The 24,249-nt window shown below is 65.9% G+C and carries 17 protein-coding genes and 1 tRNA gene; 8 read left to right on the top strand and 10 right to left on the bottom strand.

Annotation, left to right across the window (positions count from 1 at the left end; genetic code table 11):
• Positions 1–7 precede the first annotated feature (7 nt).
• Genes hflC through IPP91_05220 form a run of 4 tightly spaced genes read left to right on the top strand, consistent with a single transcriptional unit; the run spans position 8 to position 3,585 of the window.
• Positions 8–883, top strand: a complete 876-nt coding sequence (gene hflC / locus IPP91_05235) for a protease modulator HflC (GenBank protein MBL0141467.1) — start codon at positions 8–10, stop codon at positions 881–883.
• A 12-nt stretch (positions 884–895) separates the two neighbouring features.
• On the top strand, positions 896–1,081 hold the full coding sequence (locus IPP91_05230) for a DUF2065 domain-containing protein (protein ID MBL0141466.1): 186 nt from the start codon (positions 896–898) through the stop codon (positions 1,079–1,081).
• Positions 1,082–1,130: 49 nt separating this feature from the next.
• Complete coding sequence (locus IPP91_05225) at positions 1,131–2,291, top strand: ATP phosphoribosyltransferase regulatory subunit (protein MBL0141465.1); 1,161 nt, start codon at positions 1,131–1,133, stop codon at positions 2,289–2,291.
• Between the two features lies 1 nt (position 2,292).
• Positions 2,293–3,585: an adenylosuccinate synthase gene (locus tag IPP91_05220; GenBank protein ID MBL0141464.1), complete on the top strand. Its 1,293-nt coding sequence runs from the start codon at positions 2,293–2,295 to the stop codon at positions 3,583–3,585.
• 124 nt (positions 3,586–3,709) lie between these two features.
• Here the strand turns inward: IPP91_05220 and IPP91_05215 are convergent.
• Positions 3,710–3,793 (bottom strand) — tRNA-Leu (locus IPP91_05215).
• Positions 3,794–3,936: 143 nt separating this feature from the next.
• Between IPP91_05215 and rnr the strand changes: the two genes are divergently transcribed.
• From rnr to IPP91_05200, 3 genes are read left to right on the top strand one after another with little or no spacing between them, the layout of a single operon-like run.
• Positions 3,937–6,153 carry a ribonuclease R gene (gene rnr / locus IPP91_05210; GenBank protein MBL0141463.1) on the top strand — a complete coding sequence of 739 codons (2,217 nt, stop codon included), beginning with the start codon at positions 3,937–3,939 and terminating at the stop codon, positions 6,151–6,153.
• Between the two features lie 53 nt (positions 6,154–6,206).
• The gene (gene rlmB / locus IPP91_05205) at positions 6,207–6,935 is read left to right on the top strand and encodes a 23S rRNA (guanosine(2251)-2'-O)-methyltransferase RlmB (protein MBL0141462.1); all 729 of its coding nucleotides are present in this window, start codon (positions 6,207–6,209) and stop codon (positions 6,933–6,935) included.
• A 59-nt stretch (positions 6,936–6,994) separates the two neighbouring features.
• Entirely contained in the window at positions 6,995–9,706 is a 2,712-nt protein-coding gene (locus IPP91_05200; GenBank protein ID MBL0141461.1) for an insulinase family protein, read from the top strand.
• 15 nt (positions 9,707–9,721) lie between these two features.
• Here IPP91_05200 and IPP91_05195 read toward each other — a convergent pair whose 3' ends face one another.
• The gene (locus tag IPP91_05195) at positions 9,722–10,384 is read right to left on the bottom strand and encodes a transposase (protein MBL0141460.1); all 663 of its coding nucleotides are present in this window, start codon (positions 10,382–10,384) and stop codon (positions 9,722–9,724) included.
• Between the two features lie 107 nt (positions 10,385–10,491).
• Here IPP91_05195 and IPP91_05190 point away from each other — a divergent pair, with 107 nt between their 5' ends.
• The gene (locus IPP91_05190; GenBank protein ID MBL0141459.1) at positions 10,492–11,889 is read left to right on the top strand and encodes a mannose-1-phosphate guanylyltransferase/mannose-6-phosphate isomerase; all 1,398 of its coding nucleotides are present in this window, start codon (positions 10,492–10,494) and stop codon (positions 11,887–11,889) included.
• Positions 11,890–11,946: 57 nt separating this feature from the next.
• Here IPP91_05190 and IPP91_05185 read toward each other — a convergent pair whose 3' ends face one another.
• The 8 genes from IPP91_05185 to IPP91_05150 all read right to left on the bottom strand — a co-directional run bounded on the left by IPP91_05185 (position 11,947) and on the right by IPP91_05150 (position 24,239).
• Positions 11,947–12,399, bottom strand: a complete 453-nt coding sequence (locus IPP91_05185) for a low molecular weight phosphotyrosine protein phosphatase (protein MBL0141458.1) — start codon at positions 12,397–12,399, stop codon at positions 11,947–11,949.
• Between the two features lie 58 nt (positions 12,400–12,457).
• Complete coding sequence (locus IPP91_05180; GenBank protein MBL0141457.1) at positions 12,458–13,075, bottom strand: YdcF family protein; 618 nt, start codon at positions 13,073–13,075, stop codon at positions 12,458–12,460.
• Between the two features lie 59 nt (positions 13,076–13,134).
• Positions 13,135–14,217, bottom strand: coding sequence for an undecaprenyl/decaprenyl-phosphate alpha-N-acetylglucosaminyl 1-phosphate transferase (locus IPP91_05175; protein MBL0141456.1), 1,083 nt, complete (start codon positions 14,215–14,217; stop codon positions 13,135–13,137).
• 292 nt (positions 14,218–14,509) lie between these two features.
• Positions 14,510–15,796, bottom strand: a complete 1,287-nt coding sequence (locus IPP91_05170; protein ID MBL0141455.1) for a nucleotide sugar dehydrogenase — start codon at positions 15,794–15,796, stop codon at positions 14,510–14,512.
• Complete coding sequence (locus IPP91_05165; protein ID MBL0141454.1) at positions 15,793–16,932, bottom strand: glycosyltransferase family 4 protein; 1,140 nt, start codon at positions 16,930–16,932, stop codon at positions 15,793–15,795. Before IPP91_05165 ends, IPP91_05170 begins: the two co-directional genes overlap by 4 nt.
• Positions 16,933–16,948: 16 nt before the next feature.
• On the bottom strand, positions 16,949–18,196 hold the full coding sequence (locus tag IPP91_05160) for a hypothetical protein (GenBank protein MBL0141453.1): 1,248 nt from the start codon (positions 18,194–18,196) through the stop codon (positions 16,949–16,951).
• A 153-nt stretch (positions 18,197–18,349) separates the two neighbouring features.
• Positions 18,350–20,308, bottom strand: a complete 1,959-nt coding sequence (gene asnB / locus IPP91_05155) for an asparagine synthase (glutamine-hydrolyzing) (protein ID MBL0141452.1) — start codon at positions 20,306–20,308, stop codon at positions 18,350–18,352.
• Between the two features lie 832 nt (positions 20,309–21,140).
• Positions 21,141–24,239, bottom strand: a complete 3,099-nt coding sequence (locus IPP91_05150) for a VCBS repeat-containing protein (GenBank protein ID MBL0141451.1) — start codon at positions 24,237–24,239, stop codon at positions 21,141–21,143.
• Positions 24,240–24,249: the final 10 nt, after the last annotated feature.

Raw genomic sequence — 24,249 nt, 5'->3', positions numbered from 1 at the left:
GGACGCGATGAAACGATCCGCCGCCGCAGTCCTCATCGCCGTCGTCGTGGCGCTGCTCGTCCTGTCGATGAGCGTGTACACGGTGGACCAGCGCAAGGCCGCCATCAAGTTCCAGCTGGGCGAAGTCATTTCCATGCAGACCGAGCCGGGCCTGTACTTCATGGTGCCCCTGCTGCAGAACGTGCGCCTGTACGACACGCGCATCCAGACCTACGACTCCCGGGATGCCGAGCGCTTCCTCACGTCCGAGAACAAGAACGTGCTGGTGGATTCGTTCGTGAAGTGGCGCGTGATCGACGTGCGCCAGTATTACGTGTCGGTGCGGGGCGATCCCACCGCGGCCGAGGCGCGCATCTCGCAGACGGTGAACGACGCGCTGCGCGCGGAATTCGCCCGGCGCACCGTGCACGACGTGGTCTCCGGCGAGCGCGAGAAGATCATGGACACCGTCGCGGAGAAGGTGGACAAGGACGTGAAGAACATCGGCGTCGAGGTGGTTGACGTGCGCCTGAAGCGCGTGGACCTCGTGCCCGAGATCTCCTCCGACGTCTATCGCCGCATGGAATCGGAACGAAAGCGCGTGGCCAACGAGCTTCGCTCCACCGGCTCCGCCGAGGGCGAGAAGATCAAGGCCGACGCCGACCGCCAGAAGCAGGTGATCGTGGCCGAAGCCTACCGCGACGCCCAGCGCATCAAGGGCGAAGGCGACGCGCAGGCCGCGCGCATCTATGCGGATGCGTACGGAAGGAACGCCGAGTTCTACAGCTTCTACCGCAGCCTCGAGGCCTACCGCGCGGCGCTGCGCAACAAGGGCGACGTGATGCTGCTCGAGCCCTCCTCGGACTTCTTCAAGTACCTGAAGAGCCCGGGCCGCGGGAAGTAGGGCGCCCGGGCGGTGACGGACGTACTGCTCGCCGCGTTCGCGCTCATGCTCGTGATCGAAGGTATCCTCCCGTTCGTGGCGCCCAGGCTGTGGCGCGAGACCTTCCGGAAGCTCATCGAGATGAAGGACGGGCAGATCCGGTTTGCGGGGCTGGTCTCGATGACTGTCGGGATCGTCCTGCTGGTGCTCGTGTCATGAGGCCTGCCCTCGCGCCCGGCCTCTTCCCCATGGAAGAGAGGAGACAAGCATGAGACGCTGGCTCCTTCCCGAGCACATCGAGGACATCCTGCCCGCCGAGTCGCGCACGGTGGAACGGCTGCGCCGCGCGACGCTGGACCTCTTCGCCACGCACGGCTACGAACTGGTGCAGCCGCCGCTGCTCGAATACACGGAGTCGCTGCTTTCCGGCACGGGGCGCGACCTGGACCTCGCCACCTTCCGGCTCGTGGACCGCCTCTCGGGGCGGCAACTGGGCGTGCGGGCCGACCACACGCCGCAGGTGGCGAGAATCGACGCGCACCTGCTCAACCGCGAGGGCGTCACGCGCCTCGCCTATTGCGGAAGCGTTCTGCACACGTTGCCCGCGGGACTCACCACGACGCGCGAGCCGATCCAGATCGGCGCCGAGCTCTTCGGGCACGCGGGGCTGGAGGCGGATGTCGAGGTGCTCAAGCTGATGTCGCGCGCGCTCACCGGCGCGGGCCTGGAGAAGCTGCACCTGGATATCGGGCACCCGAGCATCTACCGCGCGTTGGCCGAGGGCGCGAACCTCGGCGCCGAGGATGCCGAGGCGCTCTTCCACGCCGTGCAGCAGAAGGATGCGCCGGCGGTGCTCTGTGTCGCCGCGCTGGGCAGGGAGCGCGCGCAGGCCATCGCGACGCTCACCCGATTGAGCGGCGACGTGGCCGTGCTGGACGAGGCGCGCAAGTCGCTGCCGAGGAATGCCGCCATTTCGCAGGCGCTGGACGAACTCGCGCGCCTGGCGCGGGAGGCGGCCGGCCCCGGCCTCGAAGTCAGCGTCGATCTGGCGGAGCTGGGCGGCTTCAACTACGAAAGCGGCGTGGTGTTCGCGGCCTTCGCGCCCGCCTCGCCCGATGCGCTGGCCCGGGGCGGGCGTTACGACCAGGTGGGGCGGTCCTTCGGGCGCGCGCGGCCGGCCACCGGTTTCACGATGGATCTTCGCCGTATCGCCTTCCTCATCGGCTCCACGCCGCGTCCGGCCGCCATCCTCGCGCCGTGCGTGGCGGATCGTGCGCTGGACGAGGAAGTGGCGCGGCTGCGCGCGGCAGGCGAAACGGTGATCGCGGATCTTCCCGGGCACGCCGGCGCGCGCGCCGAGCTGGGCTGCGACCGCACCCTGGAATCGAAGGGGGGCCGCTGGACGGTCGTCCCGCTGAAAGGCAACTGAGATGGCAAAGAACGTCGTGGTGATCGGCACGCAATGGGGAGACGAGGGCAAGGGCAAGATCGTCGATTGGCTCACGGATCATTGCGCGGCCGTGGTGCGCTTCCAGGGCGGACACAACGCCGGGCACACGCTGGTGATCAACGGCAGGAAGACGATCGTGCGGCTGATACCCTCCGGAATCATGCACCCGGGCGTGAAGTGCTTCATCGGCAACGGCGTGGTGGTCTCGCCTGAGGCGCTCACCAAGGAGATCGCGGAACTGGAAGCGGTAGGGATTGACGTGCGCGGACAGCTTCGCATTTCGGAGGCGTGCCCGCTGATCCTGCCGTACCACGTGGCGCTGGATGCGGCGAGGGAGCGCGCCAAGGGAGAGGCGAAGATCGGCACCACCGGGCGCGGCATCGGGCCGGCCTACGAGGACAAGGTGGCCAGGCGCGCCATCCGCGTGCAGGACCTGTATGCGCGCGAGCGCTTCGCCGCCAAGCTGGGCGAGGTGCTCGATTACCACAACTTCGTCCTGAAGAACTACTTCAAGGCCGACGTCGTCGATTTCCAGAAGACGCTGGACGAGACGCTGGCGCTGGGAGAAAAGATCGAGTCGCTGGTGGCCGACGTCTCGGGTGAGGTGAACGCGCTCATCCGCGAAGGCAAGAGCATCCTCTTCGAGGGCGCGCAGGCCGCGCTCCTGGACGTGGACCACGGCACCTATCCGTTCGTGACCTCGTCGAACTGCCTCGCGGGGCAGGCTTGCGCGGGCGCGGGCGTTGGCCCTTCGCAACTGCATTACGTCCTGGGCGTGGCCAAGGCTTATGCGACGCGTGTCGGGGGAGGGCCTTTCCCTACCGAGCTCGACGACGAGGTGGGCGAGCACCTGCGCGTGAAGGGGAACGAATACGGCTCCGTCACCGGGCGGCCTCGGCGCTGCGGCTGGTTCGACGCGGCGGCTCTCAAGCGCGCGGTGCAGTTGAACGGGCTCACGGGCCTGTGCATCACCAAGCTCGACGTGCTCGATGGCCTGGATACCGTGCGGCTCGCGGTGGGCTACAAGGTGCGCGGCCAGATACGCGACATCCTGCCCGTGGGCGCCGAGGCCTTGGCCATCTGCGAGCCGGTGTACGAGGATTTTCCGGGGTGGAAGGAGAGCACCGTTGGCGTGAAGACCCTCGATGGCCTTCCCGCCAACGCGCGCAATTACCTGAAGCGCCTGGAGTCGCTGGCCGGCGCGCCCGTGGTCCTCATCTCCACCGGCCCGGATCGCGAAGAGACCATCGTCCTCCAGCACCCTTTCGAATGAATTCGGTGAGAACCCTTCGCTGTAACAATGGGGTCAGGTTCGCGAACCTGACCCCATTGTTACAACGGTGCCTGGCACCACACAAAGAAATGGGGTCAGGCTTTTGGGCCTGACCCCACGATGCTGGTGCCCGGGAAGGGACTCGACCCCCACGGTGTTACCCGCCAGTACCTGAAACTGGTGCGTCTACCAATTCCGCCACCCGGGCTCATGGCCGACTTTCGTCAGCCAAGCCCGCAATTTTAGAAGGAAGACACTTTTTTGTCTAGTAAAACCAAGACCCTGCGACACGCGGACCCCCACCGGGACCGCGAAGCCGCCAAGTACGAAAACCCCCTGCCCAGCCGCGAGATGATCCTCGAGGTGCTGGATCGCGAGGGCGTTCCCCTCGCTGAAGACCGCATCGCCTCCCTGCTGGGCATCGAAGCCCACGAGAACGAGTCGTTTGGTCGCCGAATCGCCGCGATGGAGCGCGAAGGCCAGGTGATGCGCAACCGCCGCGGCGCCATCCTCGTCGCGGACAAGGCCGGCCTCATCAAGGGCCGCGTGCAGGGCCACCCGGACGGCTTCGGGTTCCTGAAGCCCGAGGACGCCAGCGAGGACCTGTTCCTCGGCCCCAAGCAGATGCACAAGGCGCTGCACGGCGACATCGTGCTCGCCCGTGTCACGGGCCTGGATCGCCGCGGCCGCCGCGAAGGCTCCATCGTCGATGTGCTCGAGCGCGCCAACGCCAGGATCGTCGGCCGCCTCTTCGTCGAGCAGGGCGTCATGTTCATCATGGCCGAGGACAAGCGCATCGCGCAGGATTTCCTCGTGCCTCCCGACGGCGCCAAGGGCGCCAAGCACGGCCAGGTGGTGGTCGCCGAGATCATCCAGCAGCCCACGCCCAACGCCGAGCCCATCGCGCGCGTGGTCGAGATCCTCGGCAATTACGCCGACCCGGGGATGGAGATCGAGATCGCGCTGCGAAAGCACGACCTGCCGACCGAGTTCTCCGCCGAATCCGAGAAGCAGGCGGCGAAGTACGGCTCCAAGGTGCTCGCCAAGGACCTCAAGGGCCGCAAGGACCTGCGCGACCTGCCGTTCGTGACCATCGACGGGGAGACGGCGAGGGACTTCGACGATGCGGTGTGCTGCAAGCCGCTGGAAAAGGGCAAGGGCTACCGCCTCTGGGTCGCCATCGCCGACGTGAGCCACTACGTTCGCCCCGGCGACGCGCTGGACCGCGAGTCGCAGGACCGCGGCAATTCCGTGTACTTCCCGCGCCGCGTGATCCCGATGCTGCCCGAGGGCCTGTCGAACGAGCTGTGCTCGCTCAAGCCCGAGGTCGACCGTCTCACGATGGTCTGCGAGATGGAAGTGACCGTGGGCGGCGTGGTGCGCACCTACGCGTTCTACCCGGCCGTCATCCACTCGAACGCGCGCCTGACCTACACGCGAGTGGCCGCCGTGCTCGAGGGCAGGCAGGCCGAACCGCCCATCGACAGGACGCTCTTTCCTTCGCTCGAGAACCTGTACGCCGTCTTCAAGATGCTGCTGGGCGCGCGGGCCAAGAGAGGCGCCATCGACTTCGATTCCGTCGAGACGCAGATGATCTTCGACGACAACGGCAAGATCGAGCGCATCGTGCGCGTTGAGCGCAACGATGCCCACCGTCTGATCGAGGAATGCATGCTGGCGGCGAACGTGTGCGCCTCCGACTACCTGCTGGCGAACAACCAGCCCTCGCTCTACCGCATCCACGAGGGTCCCACGCCGGAGAAGCTGGAGGCTCTTCGCTCAATGCTCAAGGACTTCGGCCTCACCTTGAGCGGCGGGGACGATCCGCATGCGAAGGATTACGCGCAGCTCCTCACCCGCATCAAGGACAAGCCGTTCGCGGGGCTTCTGCAGACGGTGATGCTGCGCTCGCTGAGGCAAGCGGTGTACAGCCCGGACAACGTCGGCCACTTCGGCCTGGCGTACGAGGGCTACACGCACTTCACCTCGCCTATCCGACGCTATCCGGATCTCCTCGTGCACCGCGCCATCAAGGCCGTGCTGCAGGGCACGACCTACGACGCCGGCAACTGGGCCGCGCTGGGCGCGCACTGCTCCGAAACCGAGCGCCGCGCCGATGACGCAACCCGCGACGTGGAGAACTGGCTCAAGTGCTTCTTCATGCAGGATCACGTGGGCGACGAATTCGGGGGCGTGGTGAGCGGCGTCACGGGCTTCGGCCTCTTCGTCACGCTCGACGAGCTCTTCATCGACGGGCTGGTGCACATCTCGGACCTGGGCAACGACTACTACCAGCACGACCAGCAGCGGCACCTGCTGCGGGGGGAACGCACGGGCATCCGCTACCAGCTCGGCGCGCGCGTGAAGGTGCGCGTGGTGCGGGTGGACATCGAATCGGCCAAGATCGACTTCGTGCTGGTGGATGCGGCTGAAAAGTCGGCTGCCGCCGAGGGCGAGATGCCCCACACGGTGCCGGTCGCGGTCGCCAGGAAGCCGCGCGACCAGCAGAAGAAGGAGACCAAGATCGATACCCGCCTCTCCGACGGCCGCAAGCCAAAACGAAAATGACTGTAACAATGGGGTCAGGTTCGCGATCCTGACCCCATTGTTACACAACGACGATGAAGACATTGGCGGGATTCCATGCGGTCAAGGGGCGCCTGAAGCAGAAGACGGACTCGGTGCGCGAGATCTTCGTGGACGCGGGCCGCAGCGACGCGCGCATGAAGGAGCTCAAGGTCCTCGCCGACAAGCTGGGCGTGCGCGTCATGACGGTCGATGCCAAGCGCCTTGACGGCATGGCCGGCGGGGCGCGCCACCAGGGCGTGGTCGCGATGGCCGACGACATGCACATGCCGCAGTTCATCGAGGACGTCCTGGAGACGCTCGACGAGCCGCCGTTCCTGCTCCTCCTCGATGGGGTCCAGGACCCTCACAACCTCGGCGCGTGCCTGCGCGTGGCCGACGGCGCGGGCGCCCATGCCGTCATCGCTCCCAAGGACCGCAGTTGTGGCCTCACCACTGCCGCTGCCAAGGTCGCCTCGGGGGCCGCCGAGACCGTCCCCTACATCGTCGTCACCAACCTCGCCCGCACCATGCGTGATCTCAAGGAACGCGGCATCTGGCTGGTGGGCACGGCGGACGACGCGCCCCAGACCTTGTGGCAGGCCAAGCTCGAGGGTGCCCTGGGCTTTGTCCTGGGCGCGGAAGGGGAGGGCCTCAGGCGCCTGACGCGCGACACTTGCGATCACCTCGTCTCCATTCCGATGCTAGGGTCGGTGGAAAGCCTGAACGTTTCCGTGGCCAGCGGTGTCTGTCTCTACGAAGCCCGCCGTCGCCGCGCCAAGTAACGTAACAATGGGGTCAGGTTCGCGAACCTGACCCCATTGTTACAAGAAGGAGTTGAGAGATGCGTTTGTTCCGCCTGATCGCCGTTTGCCTCGCGTTCCTCGCCGCCCCCGCCATCGCCCAGACGCCGCTGCCCAAGGGGGTCACGAAAGTCACCTCCGTCGAGGGCATCACGGAGTACCGGCTGGAAAACGGCCTGAAGGTCCTTCTCTTTCCGGACCTTTCCAAGCCCACCATCACCGTGAACATCACCTACCTGGTCGGCAGCCGGCACGAGAACTATGGCGAGACGGGCATGGCGCACTTGCTCGAGCACCTCATGTTCAAGGGAACGCCGAAGAACCCCGACCTGGACAAGCAGTTCAACCAGCGCGGCGCGCGCTCCAATGGAACGACCTGGCTCGACCGCACCAACTACTTCGAGCTCTTTCAAGCGACCGACGACAACCTCAAGTGGGCCATCGACATGGAGGCCGACCGGATGGTCAATTCCTTCATCCGGAAATCCGACCTCGATACCGAGATGACCGTCGTCCGAAACGAGTACGAGATGGGCGAGAACTCGCCTTTCAGCGTGCTCATCAAGCGCCTGCAGAGCGTGGCCTATGACTGGCACAGCTATGGCCGCTCCACCATCGGCAACCGCAGCGACATCGAGAACGTGAAGGAGGCCAATCTCCAGGCTTTTTACCGCCTGTACTACCAGCCCGACAACGCCGTCCTGCTGGTGGCGGGCAAGTTCGACGAGGCGAAGGCGCTCGCACTCATTGCCAACGCCTTCGGCAAGATCGCCAAGCCAACCCGCAAGCTCCCGGAATTCTGGACGGTCGAGCCCACGCAGGACGGCGAGCGCCAGTTCGACATCCGCCGCAAGGGTGACGTCCAGATCGTGGCCGTGGCTTACAAGGTGCCCTCCGCCCTGCACCCGGACAGCGACGGGCTCGGGTTCGCGAACTTCATCCTCACCGATACGCCCACCGGCCGGTTGCACAAGGCGCTCGTGGAGACAGGCAAGGCCGCGCAGGTGTTCGGCTTCCCGCTCACCGGTTTCTACCCGGGCCTGCAGATCTTCGGCGCCGTGGTGAAGAAGGGCGACCCGTTGGAGCCCGTGCGCGACGAGATGATCGGGATCATCGAAGGCTTCGGTGACCACCCGGCCACGGTCGAGGAGATCGCGCGCGCGCGAAAGAGCCAGGAGAACGAGGCCGAGAAGACGCTCGCCAACCACGAATCCATCGGCGTGCAGCTCTCGGAGTACATCGCGCTGGGCGACTGGCGGCTCTTCTTCAAGTCGCGCGAGGACCTCGCCAAGGTGACGAGCGAAGCCGTCGCCAAGGCCTCCAAGGCTTACTTCCGCCGCGACAACCGCATCGTCGGCCTCTACCTCCCCGAGGACAATCCGCAGCGCGCCGAGATTCCGGCCGCGCCCACGGTGGCGCAGGTCATGAAGGACTTCAAGGGCAAGGCGGAGACGAGCGTGGCGGAGGCGTTCGACCCCTCGCAGGCCAACATCGACGCGCGCACCACGCGCATGCAGTTCGGCGGCCTCAAGGTGGCGCTGCTTGCGAAGAAGACGCGCGGCGAGACCGTGAACGTGTCGCTCTCGTTGCACATGGGAGATGAAAAAAGCCTCGTCGGCCAGAAGGTGCCCGCGCAGATCGCAGGGCAGATGCTCACACGCGGAACGACGAAATACACGCGCACGCAGCTATCCGACGAACTGGAGCGGCTGAAGGTTTCCGGACGGGTTGGCGGCTCGGGCGGAAGCTTCCAGACGACGCGCCCGAATCTCGAGGCGGCGCTTCGCCTTGCCGCCCACATCCTCAAGGAACCCTCGTTCCCGGAGAGCGAATTCGAGCAGCTTCGCAACCAGACGATCACCGGGATCCAGGCGCAGCTCTCGGAACCGAATGCGCGTGCGTCGGAGGCGATCTCGAAGCACTTCAACGCCTACCCGAAGGACGACTTCCGCTACAGCCCGTCGCTGGAGGAATCGCTCGCCAACATCAAGGGCGCGAAGCTGGAGGATGCGAAGCGCTTTCACCGGGAGTTCTACGGCGCGAGCGCGGCGGAGATCGCGATCGTGGGCGACTTCGACGAGGCGAAGGCGGCGGCGTTGCTGAAGGATCTCTTCGAAGGGTGGAAGTCGCAGAAGCCGTTCGCGCACCTGCCGATCAGGTTCACGGACGTCGCGCCGGCCAACCTTTCCGTGCCGACGCCCGACAAGGAAAACGCGATCTTCCTTGCGCGCCAGAACATCGACATGCGGGACGACGATTCCGATTATGCCGCGCTCTATATCGCCAACTACATCCTGGGCGGCGGGGCGGGGCTCGATTCGCGCCTGGGCAACCGGCTGCGGCAGAAGGAGGGCCTTTCCTACTCGGCCGGGTCGGGGCTCAACGTGCCTTCCATCGACCGCTCGGCGACGTGGAGCGCCTATGCCATCGCCGCGCCCAAGAACGTCGCGAAGGTGGAGGTGGCATTCAAGGAGGAACTGGCGCGTGCGCTTGCCGAGGGTTTCACCCAGGCGGAGCTGGCCAATGCGAAGAGCGGCGCCATGCAGCAGCGCGTGCAGGCCAGGGCGCAGGACGGAACGCTGGCCGGCGGGTGGACCTACTACCTGCATCTCGGGCGGACCTTCGCCTTCAGCAAGGCCTTCGAGGACAAGCTGATGGCACTGTCGGTGGCGGACTTGAACGCCGCGCTCAGGAAGCACCTGGACCCTTCGAAGGTCACCATCGTCAAGGCGGGCGATTTCTCGAAGAAATGAACTGTAACAATGGGGTCAGGTTCGCGAACCTGACCCCATTGTTACAACGCGCAGTCGATGCTCAAATTCGGTGCTGCCCAGTGGGCGATTTCGGTTGAGGCTTCGGCGCAGGCGCTCGAGTTCGACGGTAGTCAATCCTTCGCGAACAAGGTCGACCCACGCGGCGGCCCGCTCCAGCATCCCTGGGCCCATGCGCTGGAATTCCTCGTGGAAGGTGATAGCCGAGCGCGTTTCGAGTCCCGCGTTGTGCCGGTAACTTGACCATGGGTAGTCGGCGGGATCGAATACGATGCCCGCCCGAACGGGGTTCAGCTCGATGTAGCGCATGCAGGTGAGCAAGTACCTCTCATCTTCGACGTGACTGGCCCGGTATCGCCCTTCAAAGAGCGACCCGGTGCGGTCGTGAGCCGAATTGAAATAGCGTACGTAACGCAGCCCGACCGACTGCATCATCGACGCGATGGCCCCTTCGCGGTTGCCCGTGGCCAGCAGGTGGACGTGGTTTGTCATCAGCACGAACGCATGCAGGCTGCAGCCGTAATCGACCAAGGATTCGCCCAGATACTTCAGGAAGACGCGACGGTCCATGTCGTTGGTGAAGCACGGCATCCGGTTGTTGCCGCGCACCATGAGGTGGCGCGGCAGACCTGGAATGTCCATTCTTCGTAGGCGGGCCATGACGGAATAACGTTCCAGCCCCGCCGCCGGCTGACTGTAACAATGAGGTCATGTAACAATGGGGTCAGGTTCGCGAACCTGACCCCATTGTTACAAGCGCCTGCCGAATGAGCTCCTTGCACGCAGTCATACTCGCCGGAGGCTCCGGCACCCGCCTGTGGCCGATGTCGCGCCAGCAGATGCCCAAGCAGTTCCTCTGCCTGGACGGTGAGTTGAGCCTGCTCGAAGCCACCGTTGCCCGCCTTGACCCGCTCATCGCCCGCGGCCACGTCCTCATCGTGACGAGCGAGGAGAGCGCCAAGGGCGAAGCGTTCCTGCCCTTGGCCCCGTACGAAAAGCTCCTCGAGCCCGCGCCCCGCAACACCGCCCCGGCCATCGCGCTCGCGGCCACGCATTTCCTGGCCCGCAGCGAGGACCCCGTCCTCGTCATCCTTCCCGCCGACCACGTGATCCGCGACGTGCCGGCCTTCCACGCGTGCCTGCGATCGGCCATCGACGCCGCGCAGGAAGGCAAGCTCGTCACCTTCGGCATCACGCCCACGGGGCCGGAGACGGGCTTCGGGTACATCAAGGCCAGCGCCGCCGACCACAACCTGCCCAAGGTCGAGCGCTTCAAGGAAAAACCCGACACCGCCACGGCTGCCGCCTTCCTCAAGGAGGGAGGCTGGTACTGGAACTCCGGCATGTTCGTGTGGAAGGCCAGCGCCATCATGAAGGCGGTCGATTCAGCTTTGCCTGACCTTGCGAAAGTGATGACCGCCATCCGCGACGCCGCGAAGCTTTCCGGCGATTGGCAGAAGGCCGTCCGCGAGCATTTCCCGATGTGTCAGAGCATCTCCATCGATCACGGCGTCCTGGAGAAAGCGGCCAACCTCTACCTGGTGCCCGCGAATATCGGCTGGTCGGATGTCGGAAGCTGGGACGCGGTTCACGACATCGCCGCCAAGGACGCCGATGGCAACAGCACGCAGGGCAACGTGCTCGCCTTCGACTGCAAGGACACGCTGATTCGCGGCGGCAAGCGCCTGGTCGCGGCCGTGGGCGTGGAAGGCGTCAGCGTGATCGAGACTCCGGACGCCGTGCTGGTGGCCGGCCGCGGCGCTTCCCAGGACGTACGCAAGATCGTGGACGCGCTCGCCAGGCGAAGCGGCCAGGAACATATCGTCCACGTGACGGTGAAACGCCCTTGGGGCGCCTACACCGTGCTCGAGGAAGCCCCGGGCTTCAAGATCAAGCGCATCGAGGTGAGCCCCGGCGGGCGCCTGAGCCTGCAAAGCCACGAGCACCGGTCGGAGCATTGGGTGGTGGTGGCCGGCGAGGCCACGGTGTCCTGCGACGGCACGGAAACCACGCTCGGCCGCAACCAGAGCACCTACGTCCCCGTCGGCGCGAAGCACCGTCTCGAGAATCGAGGCGCCGACCCGTTGCATATCATCGAGGTGCAGGTGGGCGACTATGTGGGCGAGGACGACATCCGCCGCTACGATGACCACTACGGCCGGTAGGCACTCTTGTAACAATGGGGTCAGGTTCGCGAACCTGACCCCATTGTTACAACGGAATTACCGGACCATTAGCCCTGCCAGCCCGTTGCAGCCATCCTCCACCATGTCGAGCACGAGGTCGAAATCCCTGGCCTGACCGCCGTAGGGGTCGGGGATGTCCTGGCCGTGGTAGCTATCGCCGTAATCCAGGAAGAGCTCGATCTTTTGCTTCAAGCGAGTCGGGGCGATCTGGCGCAGGCTGCTGATGTGCTCGCGTCCCATGCCCAGGATCAGGTCGAAGTGCTCGAAGTCATCCCCCGTCACCTTGCGCGACACGATGTGCGTCAAATCGTAGCCGCGCAGCTTGGCGCGCTCGACGGCGAGAGGGAAGGGCGGCTTGCCCACATGATAGTCGTGCGTGCCGGCCGAATCCACCTGGAAGCGGGACGCCACGCCCCTGGTCACCAGGAGCTTCTTGAGCACCCCTTCCGCAGTGGGCGACCGGCAGATGTTGGCTGTGCAGATGAACAGGATCGAGCGCATACGCAATTGTAACAATGGGGTCAGGTTCGCGAACCTGACCCCATTGTTACATTCCTAAATTGAAGAGCGTGTAGACGAGCTTGATGTTCTCCTGTACCACGAAGTTGGCGCTTTTTCGGCTGGACCACCACCGATCCGGGCTCCACCACCGCGGCCGGGTGGCGACCAGGACGACTTCCACGCCGCTGCCGGCGAAAGCCCGTCCCCAGAGAATCGAAAGCCTTCGCATGTGGGGAGGATCGCTCACCACCATCACCCGCCTCCATCCGCGCTCCCGGGCCAGCCTCAGGCCATAGGCGGCCTCGTCGTCGGAGCTCGAGCTCCTGCCATCGAGAATGATCGCGCTCTGCGCCACGCCCCCGCGCTCGAGTACGCGCACCCGCCAGTGGATGTAGTCGATCTTCATGTCGCCGATGAAGTCTTCCATCCCCATGAGCACGAATTGCGCCGTCAGCCCGTCGCGATGAAGCTCGGCAGCACGGATCTCGCGATCCCCAAACCCGCCGCCCAGAACGAAGGCTGCGTCAGAGCGCACCGGCGCTTGCGCGGGCGACTCCAGGAAGCGAGCCGCATTGACGAAGGCGTAGCTGCCCAGGCCCATGATCACCGCAACGCCTGCCAGTCCCGCGGCAATGCGTCGTCCAAAGGATGTACGTTTCAACATGTCAGGGATCGTTGTAACAATGGGGTCAGGTTCGCGAACCTGACCCCATTGTTACAACCCTAGCTCTCCCGAGCTTCCGTACTCGACCCGATCGCCATGGCTCCCGAATTGAGTCGCGCCCAGGCCCGCTTGATCGCGTAGTGGTAGGCGAAGAACGAGAAGAAGAACACCCAGAACAGCACCGTCTCCGGGACGCCCGCCCGCCACCCCAGCACGCCCACAGCGCCAAACAGCGCCGACGCCCCCACCAGTAGCCCCAGCGCCCCATTCACCGAGAATCCGTGCGCCAGCAGGAAGTGGTGGATATGCTCCCGGTCCGGATGGAATGGGCTCTTCCCCCGCGAGCGCCGCCGCGCCATCAGCGACACCGTGTCGGCCAGCGGCAGCAGCACCACCCACAGCGCCGCGATCGGCGACATCGTGCTCCCCGCCCCTTGCGAGAGGTCGACGGCGAACCACGCCAGCGCAAAGCCAAGCAGCGTGCTGCCCGCATCGCCCAGGAACACCCGCGCCTGCGGCTGCCATGGCGCGCGCACATTGAACAACAGGAACCCCGTCAGCCCCCCGCACAGAATCCACGCCAGCCCCGCCAGCCCCGTATCTCCGGAAAGCGTCGCCGCCACGCCATACCACGCAAACGAAACCAGCGAAGTGGACCCCGCCAGCCCATCCATGCCGTCGATCATGTTGACCGCGTTGATCACCCCCACCACGGCGAATACGGTCGTCGGTATCGACAGCACCGACAGGCCGATCGGCCGCCAGCCCAGCAGGTCGCCCACCGAGCGCAGCTCCACCCCTGCCCCATAGACCATCGCGAGCACCGCCAGGATCTGTGCGGCGAAGCGCGGGATGTGGTGCAACTCCTTCCAGTCATCCCAAATCGATACGACCACGAGGATGGCCGCTGCGCCGAGGAAGGAGGGCGGCACTATCGAGTCACCGACGACGAGTTCCGCGCAAAGCAGAGTGAGGACGAGTGCGATGCCGCCCACGACCGGAATGGGCGCAGCGTGGTCTTTTCGGCCGCCGGGGTGGTCCACCAGGCCGAGCGTGGGGGCGAGGCGGGCCAGCACCCAGGTCGCGATCGCGGCGAAGGCCGCCATGGAGGCGGTGGCAAGGACGATACGAGCTTCGTTCATGCGCGTGCAGCGCCCGTCAGGCGGGCGCGTGAATGGCGGATACTCGCTGCGGGGTGCGTCAAATGGACTTCCTGCTTCCTGCTTTCTCTACCAGAGCGAGTTTACTCGGGGACTGCATGATTTCTTCAAATTCGATGACATGCGGCAAGGGGGCAAATGGATGATTTCCAGCGTGTTGTCTCCCCTGCAGATCCCGAAGCAGACCCTTCCAATCCGCTTTGTGCCGACGGTGGACTCCAGTGAGGTGGCGATCAACGGCGCCGTGGCGACTACCGGGAAATGCATCGGCCGATCAGAGTCTCCAGACACGAAGCCCGCGCGCCTCGAGCAAGTCCAGGTCCAGCGCCGACTTTACGTCGACCACGCAGCCGCCTGGCGCGGCCAGGCCGGCAATCTCGTGCGACGGTCGATCGAGGTATTCCCGGTGCGGGACTGCCAGTACCACTGCGTCGGCGTCACCAAGGGACTGCCAGGGCATGAGCTCGATGCCGTACTCGCGCATCGCCTCTCCGGGGCTCGCCCGCGGGTCATGCACCGCGATCACTATCCCGAAGCTCTCCAGTTCACGCACCAGGTCGGCCACCTTGCTGTTGCGCAGGTCCGGGCAATTCTCCTTGAAGGTGAGCCCGAGCACGCTCACGCGCGAGCCGTTCACCGAGCGGCCGCTAGCCACGAGGCATTTGACCGTGTGCTCCGCGACAAATTTCGCCATGCCGTCGTTGATGCGCCGTCCGGCGAGTATCACCTGCGGACGCAGTCCCAGCATTTCGGCCTTGTGCGTGAGGTAATACGGGTCGACGCCGATGCAGTGGCCGCCGACGAGACCCGGCCGAAAGTCGAGGAAATTCCACTTCGTGGCGGCTGCCCGGAGGACATCACGGGTGTCGATGCCGACGCGGTGACAGATGATGGCCAGTTCGTTCATGAGGGCGATGTTGATATCGCGCTGCGTGTTTTCTATCACCTTGGCAGCCTCGGCCACCTTGATCGAGGAGGCGCGGTGCACGCCGGCCTTTGCCACACTCGCGTAGAGCGAGGACAGGCGATCGAGAGTTTCCGGTGTATCCCCGGCGACGACCTTGACGATCTTCTCCAGCGTACGTTCCTTGTCGCCCGGATTGATGCGCTCGGGGGAGTAGCCGACGGAGAAGTCGCGCTTCCAGCGCAGCCCCGACGCCGATTCCAGCGCAGGAATGCACACTTCTTCCGTCGCGCCGGGATAGACGGTGGATTCGAAAACGACCGTGGCGCCTGCCCGGAGATGCGGCCCCACGGCATGGCACGCGGCGAGCAGCGGCCCGAAGTCTGGCTGATGCGCCTCGTCGACGGGTGTTGGCACAGCGACGATGAACGTGACGGCAGCGGCAAGCAGAGAGGGGTCGGCCGTTAGCTGCAATCCGGTGGCCGAATGCAGTGTCTCCCGGTCCACCTCTCCCGTGTCGTCGCGGCCCTCGCGCAATGCCGCGACGCGCAAAAGGTTTTCGTCGTAGCCGATCACCTTCCTGGTCCGTCCGAACGCAACGGCGAGCGGAAGCCCCACGTAGCCCAGCCCGATGATGCCGACGATCGATTCGCTCATGCCCGGGGCGCCCCCCTCGCGAGCGCTGCCTGATACACCTCGAGGGTGCGAGTCAAAACGTGCGCCTCCGAAAAATTGTTGCAGACGATTTCTCTTGATCGGTGGCCCATCTCGATGCGCATGTTCCGGTTTCGCACCAGTTCTTCCAGGGCCTTCGCGAGCAGCGTGGGCGCGCGCGCGGGCACCAGAATCCCATTATCGCCGTTTCTCACCACCTCGCGGCACCCCGGCACGTCGCTGGCGACCAGCGGAAGTCCGCAGGCGCCCGCCTCGAGCAGGGTACGTGGAGTGCCCTCGCGCCAACTCGGCAGGCAGGCGATATGGGCGGATCGCCACAACCCCGGCATGTCTTCATGGTGACCGATGAACTCCACGGGCGACGACCGGCGCAAGGCATCGACTTCGTCAGCGGTGTGCGAGGAGGGATTGCCGGGATCCAAGTCACCCGCCACCACGAATCGCGCGGGGACACCGCGCCCGGCGAGCGTTCGCGCGGCTGCGACGAATTCTTCTATGCCTTTCTCGCGAAGCAGTCGTGCCGCGAGTACGATCGTTACAGGCGGTTCGGGCGGTGGATCGGCAGGAGGCGCGAATTGCTCCAAGTCGACGCCCGAACCCCTGATGAGGTGTACGCTGGCACCCTCGCGCAGCACGCCGCACGTCCCGAAATGCGCGCGGTCGTCCGGATTCTGGAAGACCACCTCGGAACGCGTCAGCACGCGGCGGTAGGCAATTCCCACAAATCGTCTGAGAACCGCGAACTTCAAGCCCTCGGCGGTGAAGATGTGGCCAAGCCCGGTCACCGAGCTCACCACCGATCGCACGCCTGCTCGCTCGGCCGCGAGGCCGCCGTAGAGCACGCACTTGATGGTGAAGTGATGCACGAGATCGGGGGCCAGTTCGCGATACAGACGCGCGAGGCGGGCGAGCGTAAGGGCTTCCGATAGCGGGTTCACGCCAGGGCGCGAGAATGCGAATTCCTCCCATCGGAATCCCGCGTCGCGAAGTCGTGCCGAATAGTTGCCGGGCGGGGAAACCAGCACGACTTCCCAGCCTTGCTCGCGCAGTGCGCGAGCAAGCGGCAGGCGGAAGTTCCAGAGGTACCAGTCCGTATTGGCGAAGAGGAGGGCTTTCACGGGCGGCGCAGCCCGTTCACGCGGGCTCCAGGGAAGTGATGCGCGACGGACCCTCGGCGCTCACGGCAAGGAGCCAATTCTTCACGCGATCAGCGTTGATGCGTGCGCGCAGGGGAGAGGCCGGCGCCCTGACGGCCGGCGACCACACCGCGAAGCTGCCTTCAGGGATATGGTAGGCGGTGCCGGGCTCGATCTCCTGCATCCGGATGCCCGCCTCGGCCCACGCGATGGCGCGGCCGCCGATGGTGAAGGTCCCCGCCTCGATCCGGGCGTTCGGCGGGCTGTGAACCGAGATCGACAGGCTCGCGCCGATCTCCTGAACGCGGATGAACGGCAATCCGGCGGCGGTAGTTGCGCCGGCAAGCGTATCGCGTGCCCACGCCCGCTTCGCGGCATCGCGCACCTCGATGGCCACCTGCGGCACCATGGCGAGAAGTGCCTTGTAGTCCTCGCGTCCGAGCCCCGCGGCCTTCAGGAGAACGGCTAGATCCTCGACGACGAGTTCGAGACCCTCGTGGGAGTCCCGGTGAACGGCAGCCTGGCCCATGCTCGCGGCGAAGACCACGACGAGATCTGGATTCTTCCGCGACCAGGCCAGCACATCGGCGAGCATTGCGTCGAGTTCCCCGATCGCGAATTGCATCAGCGGCTCCCGCGAGTGAGCTCCCGGCGCGGGTAGCGCATCGGGAAAATCCTCCGGAAAAACGTCCTTCCAATATCGGTGCATCACGCCGGCGACGTGGTTGGTGAAAAAGGTCGTGAGCGCAGGTGGATTCGCGGGGTCGAACTGCCTTCGAAAGACATCCCAGAAAAGCACGGTCTGGAATACGGGGCGCCGAGCGGCGAGCAGCGGGTCGAATCTCTCGCCTGCGACCTGGGCCGCGAGTCGTGCCAGGGTCGACCAGCGCACACCTGCGCGGCGCATCGTTCTCAGGGCTCCGAGTCCTTCCGCAGTATTGGGCGCCGACCGGTCAACCACGCGCGGGTTGCGTCGAACCTGCGCGAGGTTGAAGGCCTGCAGGGGCGAGAGGCTCTCCGGAATGCAGTGCGCATCGTGCGCAAAGGTGTCCGGGACGAAAAATCCGCCCGGTCCGGGATCCATCGGAGGCCAACTCTGCATCGAGCCGAAGACGCCGATGCTGCCACCGCGGCGGCGAATCTCCTCCCAGATGGGTTCCCCCTTGAACGTGGATGGATCCTGGCCAAGGTTCTTGATACCGTGGTGCTCGTTATTGATGCCCCGGTGCAGCGTGGGCCAGGTCACCCATGGCGACAGCTCTCCCCGTATCTACGGCAACGGTCGTGAATTGGTACGCGCCGCCGAGGAAAGCGCGAAGGTTCGGAAACTCGGGTCGCCCTGAGTAACGGTCGAGCAGCCGCCACGGAACTTCGTTGATTTCTAGAAGGAGAATGGGGGTCAAGGCGTTCGCTTGCGTTCGTGCCAAGCCTGGAACATGAGGATATCCCACAAATGATAGTGCCAATCGCGGCGACCCGAAAGGTGCTCGTTCCATGCGCGGCGGATCGGCGCGGGTTCGAAGATGCCTTCGCGACCGAGGCGCGCGGGGTCGAGCAGCGCCTCGGCCCACTCGCGCAATTCCCCGCGCAGCCACGAGGACAACGGCACGGCGAAGCCCGCCTTCGGCCGTTCGACGAGCGCAGGCGGGACGTGGCGGTGCAACAGGCGCCGGAGAACGCGCTTGGGGCTCGCGGCGTGGGCGCGGAAGTCCACCGGAAGCGACCACGCGAATGAGACGACGCGCGGGTCGAGGTACGGCACTCGAGTCTCGAGGCCTACGGACATTGCCGCGCGGTCCACCTTCACGAGGATGTCGTCTGGCAGGTACGAGAGCGAGTCCGTATACATCATCCAATCGCGAAAATCCGTGAGAGCCGGCGCGTCCCCCGGGTGCACCAGTGGCCTCGACATCGGTTCCGTCGCGCCTTTGACGACGTTTCCGGGGGTTTTCCAGTGCGAGACCACGGAAGCATAGAGCGCCGGTTCGTCGCGCGCGCGCAGGGCCTCGAGCAGCTTGGGCACCTTGTCCTGGAGGGATGTCATGGATGGAGCACCGGGCATCGCGCCAAGAAGTCGAGCGGCCCGGTGCGTCGGCAATGCCCCGATGGCTCCGGCGGCGGCGACGCGCAACATCGATGGCACGTGCGAGAGACCGCGCGAAAGGCGAGGCACCCACGCATAGCGGTTGTAGCCGCCGAAAATCTCGTCGCCCCCATCTCCGGAGAGGCTTACCGTCACATGGCGTCTTGCCTCGGTGGCGATGAGCAGCGTCGGAAGTTGCGAGGAGTCTGCAAAGGGTTCGTCGAAAACCTCCGCGAGCCGCGGCACCGCTGCCAGTGCATCGCTCGCGCCAAGCGTGGATTCGTGGTGCTCCGTTCCGAGATGTGTGGCAATGGCGCGTGCGTGCGCGGCCTCGTCGTATCCCGTTTCGCGGAAGCCCAGCGTGAAGGTTCTTACGGGGGAGCCCGTGAGCGACTGCATGAGGGCCACGATCGTGCTCGAGTCGATGCCCCCTGACAGGAAGGCGCCCAGCGGGACGTCCGCCAGCATCTGGCCGGCGATCGCCTCGCGCAGGACCTTTTCGAGCTCGTCGGTTGCCTCGTCGAGCGAGCCGGTGAATGGATGGGCGCGCGCCTGCGCAATCGCCTCGGACAGCGACCAGTAGGCCCGCGGCGCAGGCAGCTCTCCGCCCGCCGTGTGGGCGGTCCCCAGGGATAGGGACATGCCCGGCGACAATTTTGCGATTCCCGCCCAGATCGATCTCGGGGACGGCACGCAGTTGTAGCGCAAGTACAGGGTGAGCGCGTCACGATCCAGCACCGGGTTCCATTCCGGAAGGGCCGCGAAGGCCTTCAGCTCCGACGCGAAGGCGAACGAATGGCCGACACGGCCGTAGTAGAGGGGTTTCTCGCCAAATCGGTCTCGTGCGAGGTGCAGCCGGCACGTCTCGCGGTCCCACGCGGCGAGGGCGAACATGCCGATGGCTTCTCGCAGCGCGGTTTCCAGTCCAAGCCGCTCGATTGCCTCTATCAGCACTTCGGTGTCCGAATGCCCGCGCCAGTCAATGGCGCCATCGCGCGCCTCGAGGCATTCGCGAAGCGCCATGTGGTTGTAGATCTCCCCATTGAATGCGATGGTGAACCTGCCCGAGTGCGAATGCATCGGCTGCGCGCCAGCTGGCGAGAGGTCGAGGATGGCAAGTCGGCGGTGGCCGAAAGCGATACCCGCTGACGGATCGGCCCACGTGCCCAGCGCATCGGGACCGCGGTGCGCGAGCCGTTGTGCCATCGCGCCGGCGAGCGCCTCAAGCGGTTTGCCCGGGCCGCGAGTGGCGAGGAGCCCGGCAATGCCGCACATGGGCTGCGGAGCCGCGCTCAGCGCGGCGCGGGTCCCGACGTCCCGGGGGGGACGGGCTGGAGCTGCGGGCCGGCGGGGGTTGGTTGTCCCGGCGCGAGCGGCACGGGCTTCGGACCGGTGATTCCCGGCGGAGCCTGTCCGGAGGCCCCCGGCAGGACCGCACCCACAAGCGGGTTGTCGAGCCGCGTGGCACGGGCGGGAGCCACGGACGGGATATAGAGCGGGGATGGTGTGGCCACCAGGGCGGGGGGCCACGGGGTCGGCACCGCGCCCGCCGACGACGGCGAGGTCGACCGGGATGGCGGCGCGAACGGGCCGGACGCAAGTACTGGCGCGACCGCCACGGTCCCCACGGCAACCGTGTCCAAGTCGTCGAATCGCTTTTCAATCGTTTGTTTGCTGGGCAGATGCATCATAACGAGCCGGTCGGTGCCAATGCGTTCGACCCGAAACTCGCCCCCGAAGCGGTCACCCTCTCGAAGCGTTTGCGTGCTTCCGTCAATCTGCACCGTGAGCGCGGGAGGTTCGCCGGAAAAGGCGATGCGGGCCAGCACCAACATCCGCAGCGCGGGGGCCTCGGCAGACTTTGCTTGCGGGGCAGGCGTGGGAGCGCGCGCGGGTGCCTGGGACAATGGTGACATGGGGGACTTGGGCTGGGGCGACGGCGCGGGCGTTGCGGCGGTCGATTGGACGGGGTGATCGACAGCGGCCATCGGAGCCGATCTGCGATCCCGCCACCACCACGCCGATGCGACGCCCGCCACGAGAAGGAGGACGATAAGGATTTTCATGGCGAGATTGTAGCCCCAGTCGCGGCGCCACGAACGTGGCGCTACCGTCTTGGCACGATCTCCCAACTCGGGTCGATCTGGGTGACGAAGTCCGAGCCGCCCAGCGTGATCCCGTTCAGGTACCAAACGAAGACGAGGCCCGTCGCGGCGTTCCTGAAGAGAAGATCCGGTTTCCCGTCGCCATTCCAGTCGGCGATCTGCACCACCTCCCACACCGGGTCGATGCCGAAGATCGACGGGCTCGAGGTCGACAGCGAGAGCGTGCCGGCCGCGAACTGCGTGTTCCACGCGAAGCCCAGGCCCGAGGCCATGTTGCGGAAGAGCAGGTCGGGCTGGCCGTCGGCGTTGAGATCGGCAACGCCTTCTACCTTCCACGAGGGATCGACGTTGAAGAAGAACTGGTCGCCGATGGCCACGTTGTCGTTGAAGAACCACGCGAAGGCGTTGCCGCTCACCACGTTGCGCATCAGGAAATCGGGGTGGCCGTCGCCGTTGAAGTCAGCGACGCCCTGGATCACCCACTCGGGCGGCAGCGAGAAGAGGAACGCGTCCGTTCCGGTGAAGACCCCGTTCACCGTGTACCAGACGTAGCAGTTGCCGTTGACGGTATTGCGCCAGACGATGTCCGGGTGGCCGTCGCCATTGAAGTCGGCCACGCCCTGGATCTTCCAGCTCGGATCGATCGTGGCGTAGAAGGAATCCGAGAGCAGCGCCGGGCCGTTCATGCGCCAGACGTAGGTCGCCCCGCTGGCCGTGTTCGACCAGATGATGTCGGGCTTGCCGTCCGCATTGAAGTCGGGAACGGCCGGGTTTGTCCTCGTGAAGCTCGCCGTCACCGAGGTTGCGCCCGCCATCGTCACTACGCAGGTACCCGTGCCAGAGCAACCTCCGCCGCTCCAGCCGTTGAAGGCGGAGCCACCAGAAGGGATGGCGGTAAGCGTTACCATTGTTCCGCCGGCGAAGTTGGCCAAGCACGTGACGCCACAGTCGATAGCGGCCGGGCTGGAGACAACGGTCGCGAGTCCTGTTCCGGTTTTGCTCACCGTGAGCGAGTAGGGTATCGGCATCACCAGGTTGTCGATCCATGCGCGGTCCGCGCAGGCGAAACCCTCCGGCGGGGCGGGGGTGGCATTGGCGCAAGCGAAGGCCAGCTCCTTGCGGAACTTCCACTGGATCGTGTGGGCGCCAGGTGTGACGGGCACGTTCACCACGCTCCATGGCACCGCGCCCGATGCCGAGACAGACGCCTGTACTGCGCCGTCGATGAGGAACTCGAAGTCGCCGAAGCTCGGGTAGCTCGATACGCGGCGCGCGAAGGTAATGTTGCCCGCGGCGAAAGTGCCGGAAAACTGCAGGATCGAGTCGCCTGTCGCGGATGAACCGATCGGCCCCGACTCGAGCGCACAGGTGCCCTGGTAGGTGGAAGTGCCGACCGCGGTCCACGAGGCTACGGAACCGGTTCCGTTCTCGAATCCGGCGGGAATGGCGCAAGCGCCAGCGGGCCAGACGTCCGGCTCGTCGTCGAGGACGGATACGGTGATCGCCGAGATCGCGCCGAGGGCGGTGCCCACCGCCCCCGAGAGCGTCACGCTGAAGGTCCCCGCCGGCTCGGCCGTCGTGTTCTGCAGGATGGGGATGACGATCGTCCGCTCGCTGAACTCGCCGACGTCCCAGCCGAGCGTCCCATTGGAGGCCGTGTAATGCACGCCATTCAGCGCGGTGCCGTCGCCCGTGGCCCAGTTGACGCTGGCGGACCCCGTGGCGCCTGCAAGGCGGGCCACCGTGATGCTGATCGAGCCTGCCGCCTCGCCGACCTTGACCGACGGGAGGAGGAACTGCACCACGCCGCTGCCGGCGAGGTTCACCGTCTGCCGGAAATTGGCAACGGTATCGCGGGTGCCGTCCAGCGCAAGCGTGGCGTTGCCGTTGCCGGCGTTGCCGGCCACCGTGGCGGTGGAAGGGAAACTCGCATTGGGTGTGGAGAAGATTCGCTCGCGACTGCAGTTGGTGTTCGGCGGCGTTGCGGCGCAGAGGTTGTTGTAGGCCATGATCGTGCGCTTGCGTACGGCCGTGTCCACGTACCCCTTGGCGTAGGTGAGGCCGGAGATGCCATTGATGGTGTTGGTGCCCGCGTCAACGTAGGAGTCGTGCCGCAGGCCCATGTTGTGGCCCATCTCGTGGCCGAACGAGTAGTTGCCCGTGGCGCAATCCCACGCGACGACATTGAACGCGACGGATTCGAACCCGCTGCTCTCCGTTGCCATCTGGTATCCGAGGCCGCAGCCGTCGGCGGACGGGAACACGCCCCACAGGCTTACGATGTCCGCGCCATGGGCATTGCGCAGCGCGTGTGCCTGGTCCATGAAGCCGTCGCCGTCTCCGGAAAGACGCGATAGATCCGGGAACATGCCGGTCTCGGTGTAGGAGATTTCGCCCTTGTAAACGAGGCGCACGCGCTGGACGGAACCGCCGCTGGCGTATGCCTGGTTGGTCTCCGTGATGCCCAGGTTCACGACCGCGTTCATCGCGGCCGCGCCGCCAGCCGCCGCGCGCGCTGCCGGGGTGTAAAGCACCATCACGTCGATGAGCGAGCCGTCATCGGCCGCGACTTCGGTCTTGGCGCGCAGCTTGGGCGCCGCGTTCACTTCTATTGGCGGCTGGCCGTGGTCCACGAAGAGGCTGGCGTCCACCTCGCGCGCATCGTGGCTGCCGTGACCGCGACTGCGCAGTTGCCACAGGCGACCGAGCGCGGAAACATTTGCCACCACCACGTCGCCGTTGACCACGATCGTCGCCGTGCTGGATGGAAGGCCCGACACCCGGCCGTGGAACGCGATGCTCCCGTCGCCAAGGGGTTCGACCGAAACGACCACGATCACGAACGAGGCTTCCGGAAAGAACTCGATGCCGATCTCCTGCGCCACGCCGGGCAGGCGCCGGGCGTCCGCCTGCACCCCGGAAAGGATGGCGGGGTTCAGCGTTACCGCGCGGGAGCGGACGACGGCACGTTCCCGGGGCGCGGAGGCGGGGGCGTCGGCCTGCGCAGCGCCCCCGGTAACGAGAGGGCGGATGGGGCTCTGGGCGTGCGCAAGACCGGGCGAAAGGGCGAGGCTCGCAAGGAGGAGAAGGAAACCGCGCATGCCGTGTCCG

The organism is Betaproteobacteria bacterium, assembly GCA_016720855.1.
Lineage (GTDB): Bacteria > Pseudomonadota > Gammaproteobacteria > Burkholderiales > Usitatibacteraceae > FEB-7.
Note: the sequence above shows the minus strand (reverse complement) of the source record. Positions and strands in the feature narration are given on the sequence as shown.

Coding starts and splice junctions, on each gene's coding strand:
- IPP91_05200 (MBL0141461.1), top strand. CDS start 6,995: ATGCGTTTGTTCCGCCTGATCGCCGTTTGCCTCGCGTTCCTCGCCGCC.
- IPP91_05225 (MBL0141465.1), top strand. CDS start 1,131: ATGAGACGCTGGCTCCTTCCCGAGCACATCGAGGACATCCTGCCCGCC.
- IPP91_05170 (MBL0141455.1), bottom strand. CDS start 15,796: ATGAGCGAATCGATCGTCGGCATCATCGGGCTGGGCTACGTGGGGCTT.
- asnB (MBL0141452.1), bottom strand. CDS start 20,308: ATGTGCGGCATTGCCGGGCTCCTCGCCACTCGCGGCCCGGGCAAACCG.
- rlmB (MBL0141462.1), top strand. CDS start 6,207: ATGAAGACATTGGCGGGATTCCATGCGGTCAAGGGGCGCCTGAAGCAG.
- IPP91_05180 (MBL0141457.1), bottom strand. CDS start 13,075: ATGTTGAAACGTACATCCTTTGGACGACGCATTGCCGCGGGACTGGCA.
- IPP91_05195 (MBL0141460.1), bottom strand. CDS start 10,384: ATGGCCCGCCTACGAAGAATGGACATTCCAGGTCTGCCGCGCCACCTC.
- IPP91_05175 (MBL0141456.1), bottom strand. CDS start 14,217: ATGAACGAAGCTCGTATCGTCCTTGCCACCGCCTCCATGGCGGCCTTC.
- IPP91_05150 (MBL0141451.1), bottom strand. CDS start 24,239: ATGCGCGGTTTCCTTCTCCTCCTTGCGAGCCTCGCCCTTTCGCCCGGT.
- IPP91_05190 (MBL0141459.1), top strand. CDS start 10,492: ATGAGCTCCTTGCACGCAGTCATACTCGCCGGAGGCTCCGGCACCCGC.
- rnr (MBL0141463.1), top strand. CDS start 3,937: ATGATCCTCGAGGTGCTGGATCGCGAGGGCGTTCCCCTCGCTGAAGAC.
- hflC (MBL0141467.1), top strand. CDS start 8: ATGAAACGATCCGCCGCCGCAGTCCTCATCGCCGTCGTCGTGGCGCTG.
- IPP91_05220 (MBL0141464.1), top strand. CDS start 2,293: ATGGCAAAGAACGTCGTGGTGATCGGCACGCAATGGGGAGACGAGGGC.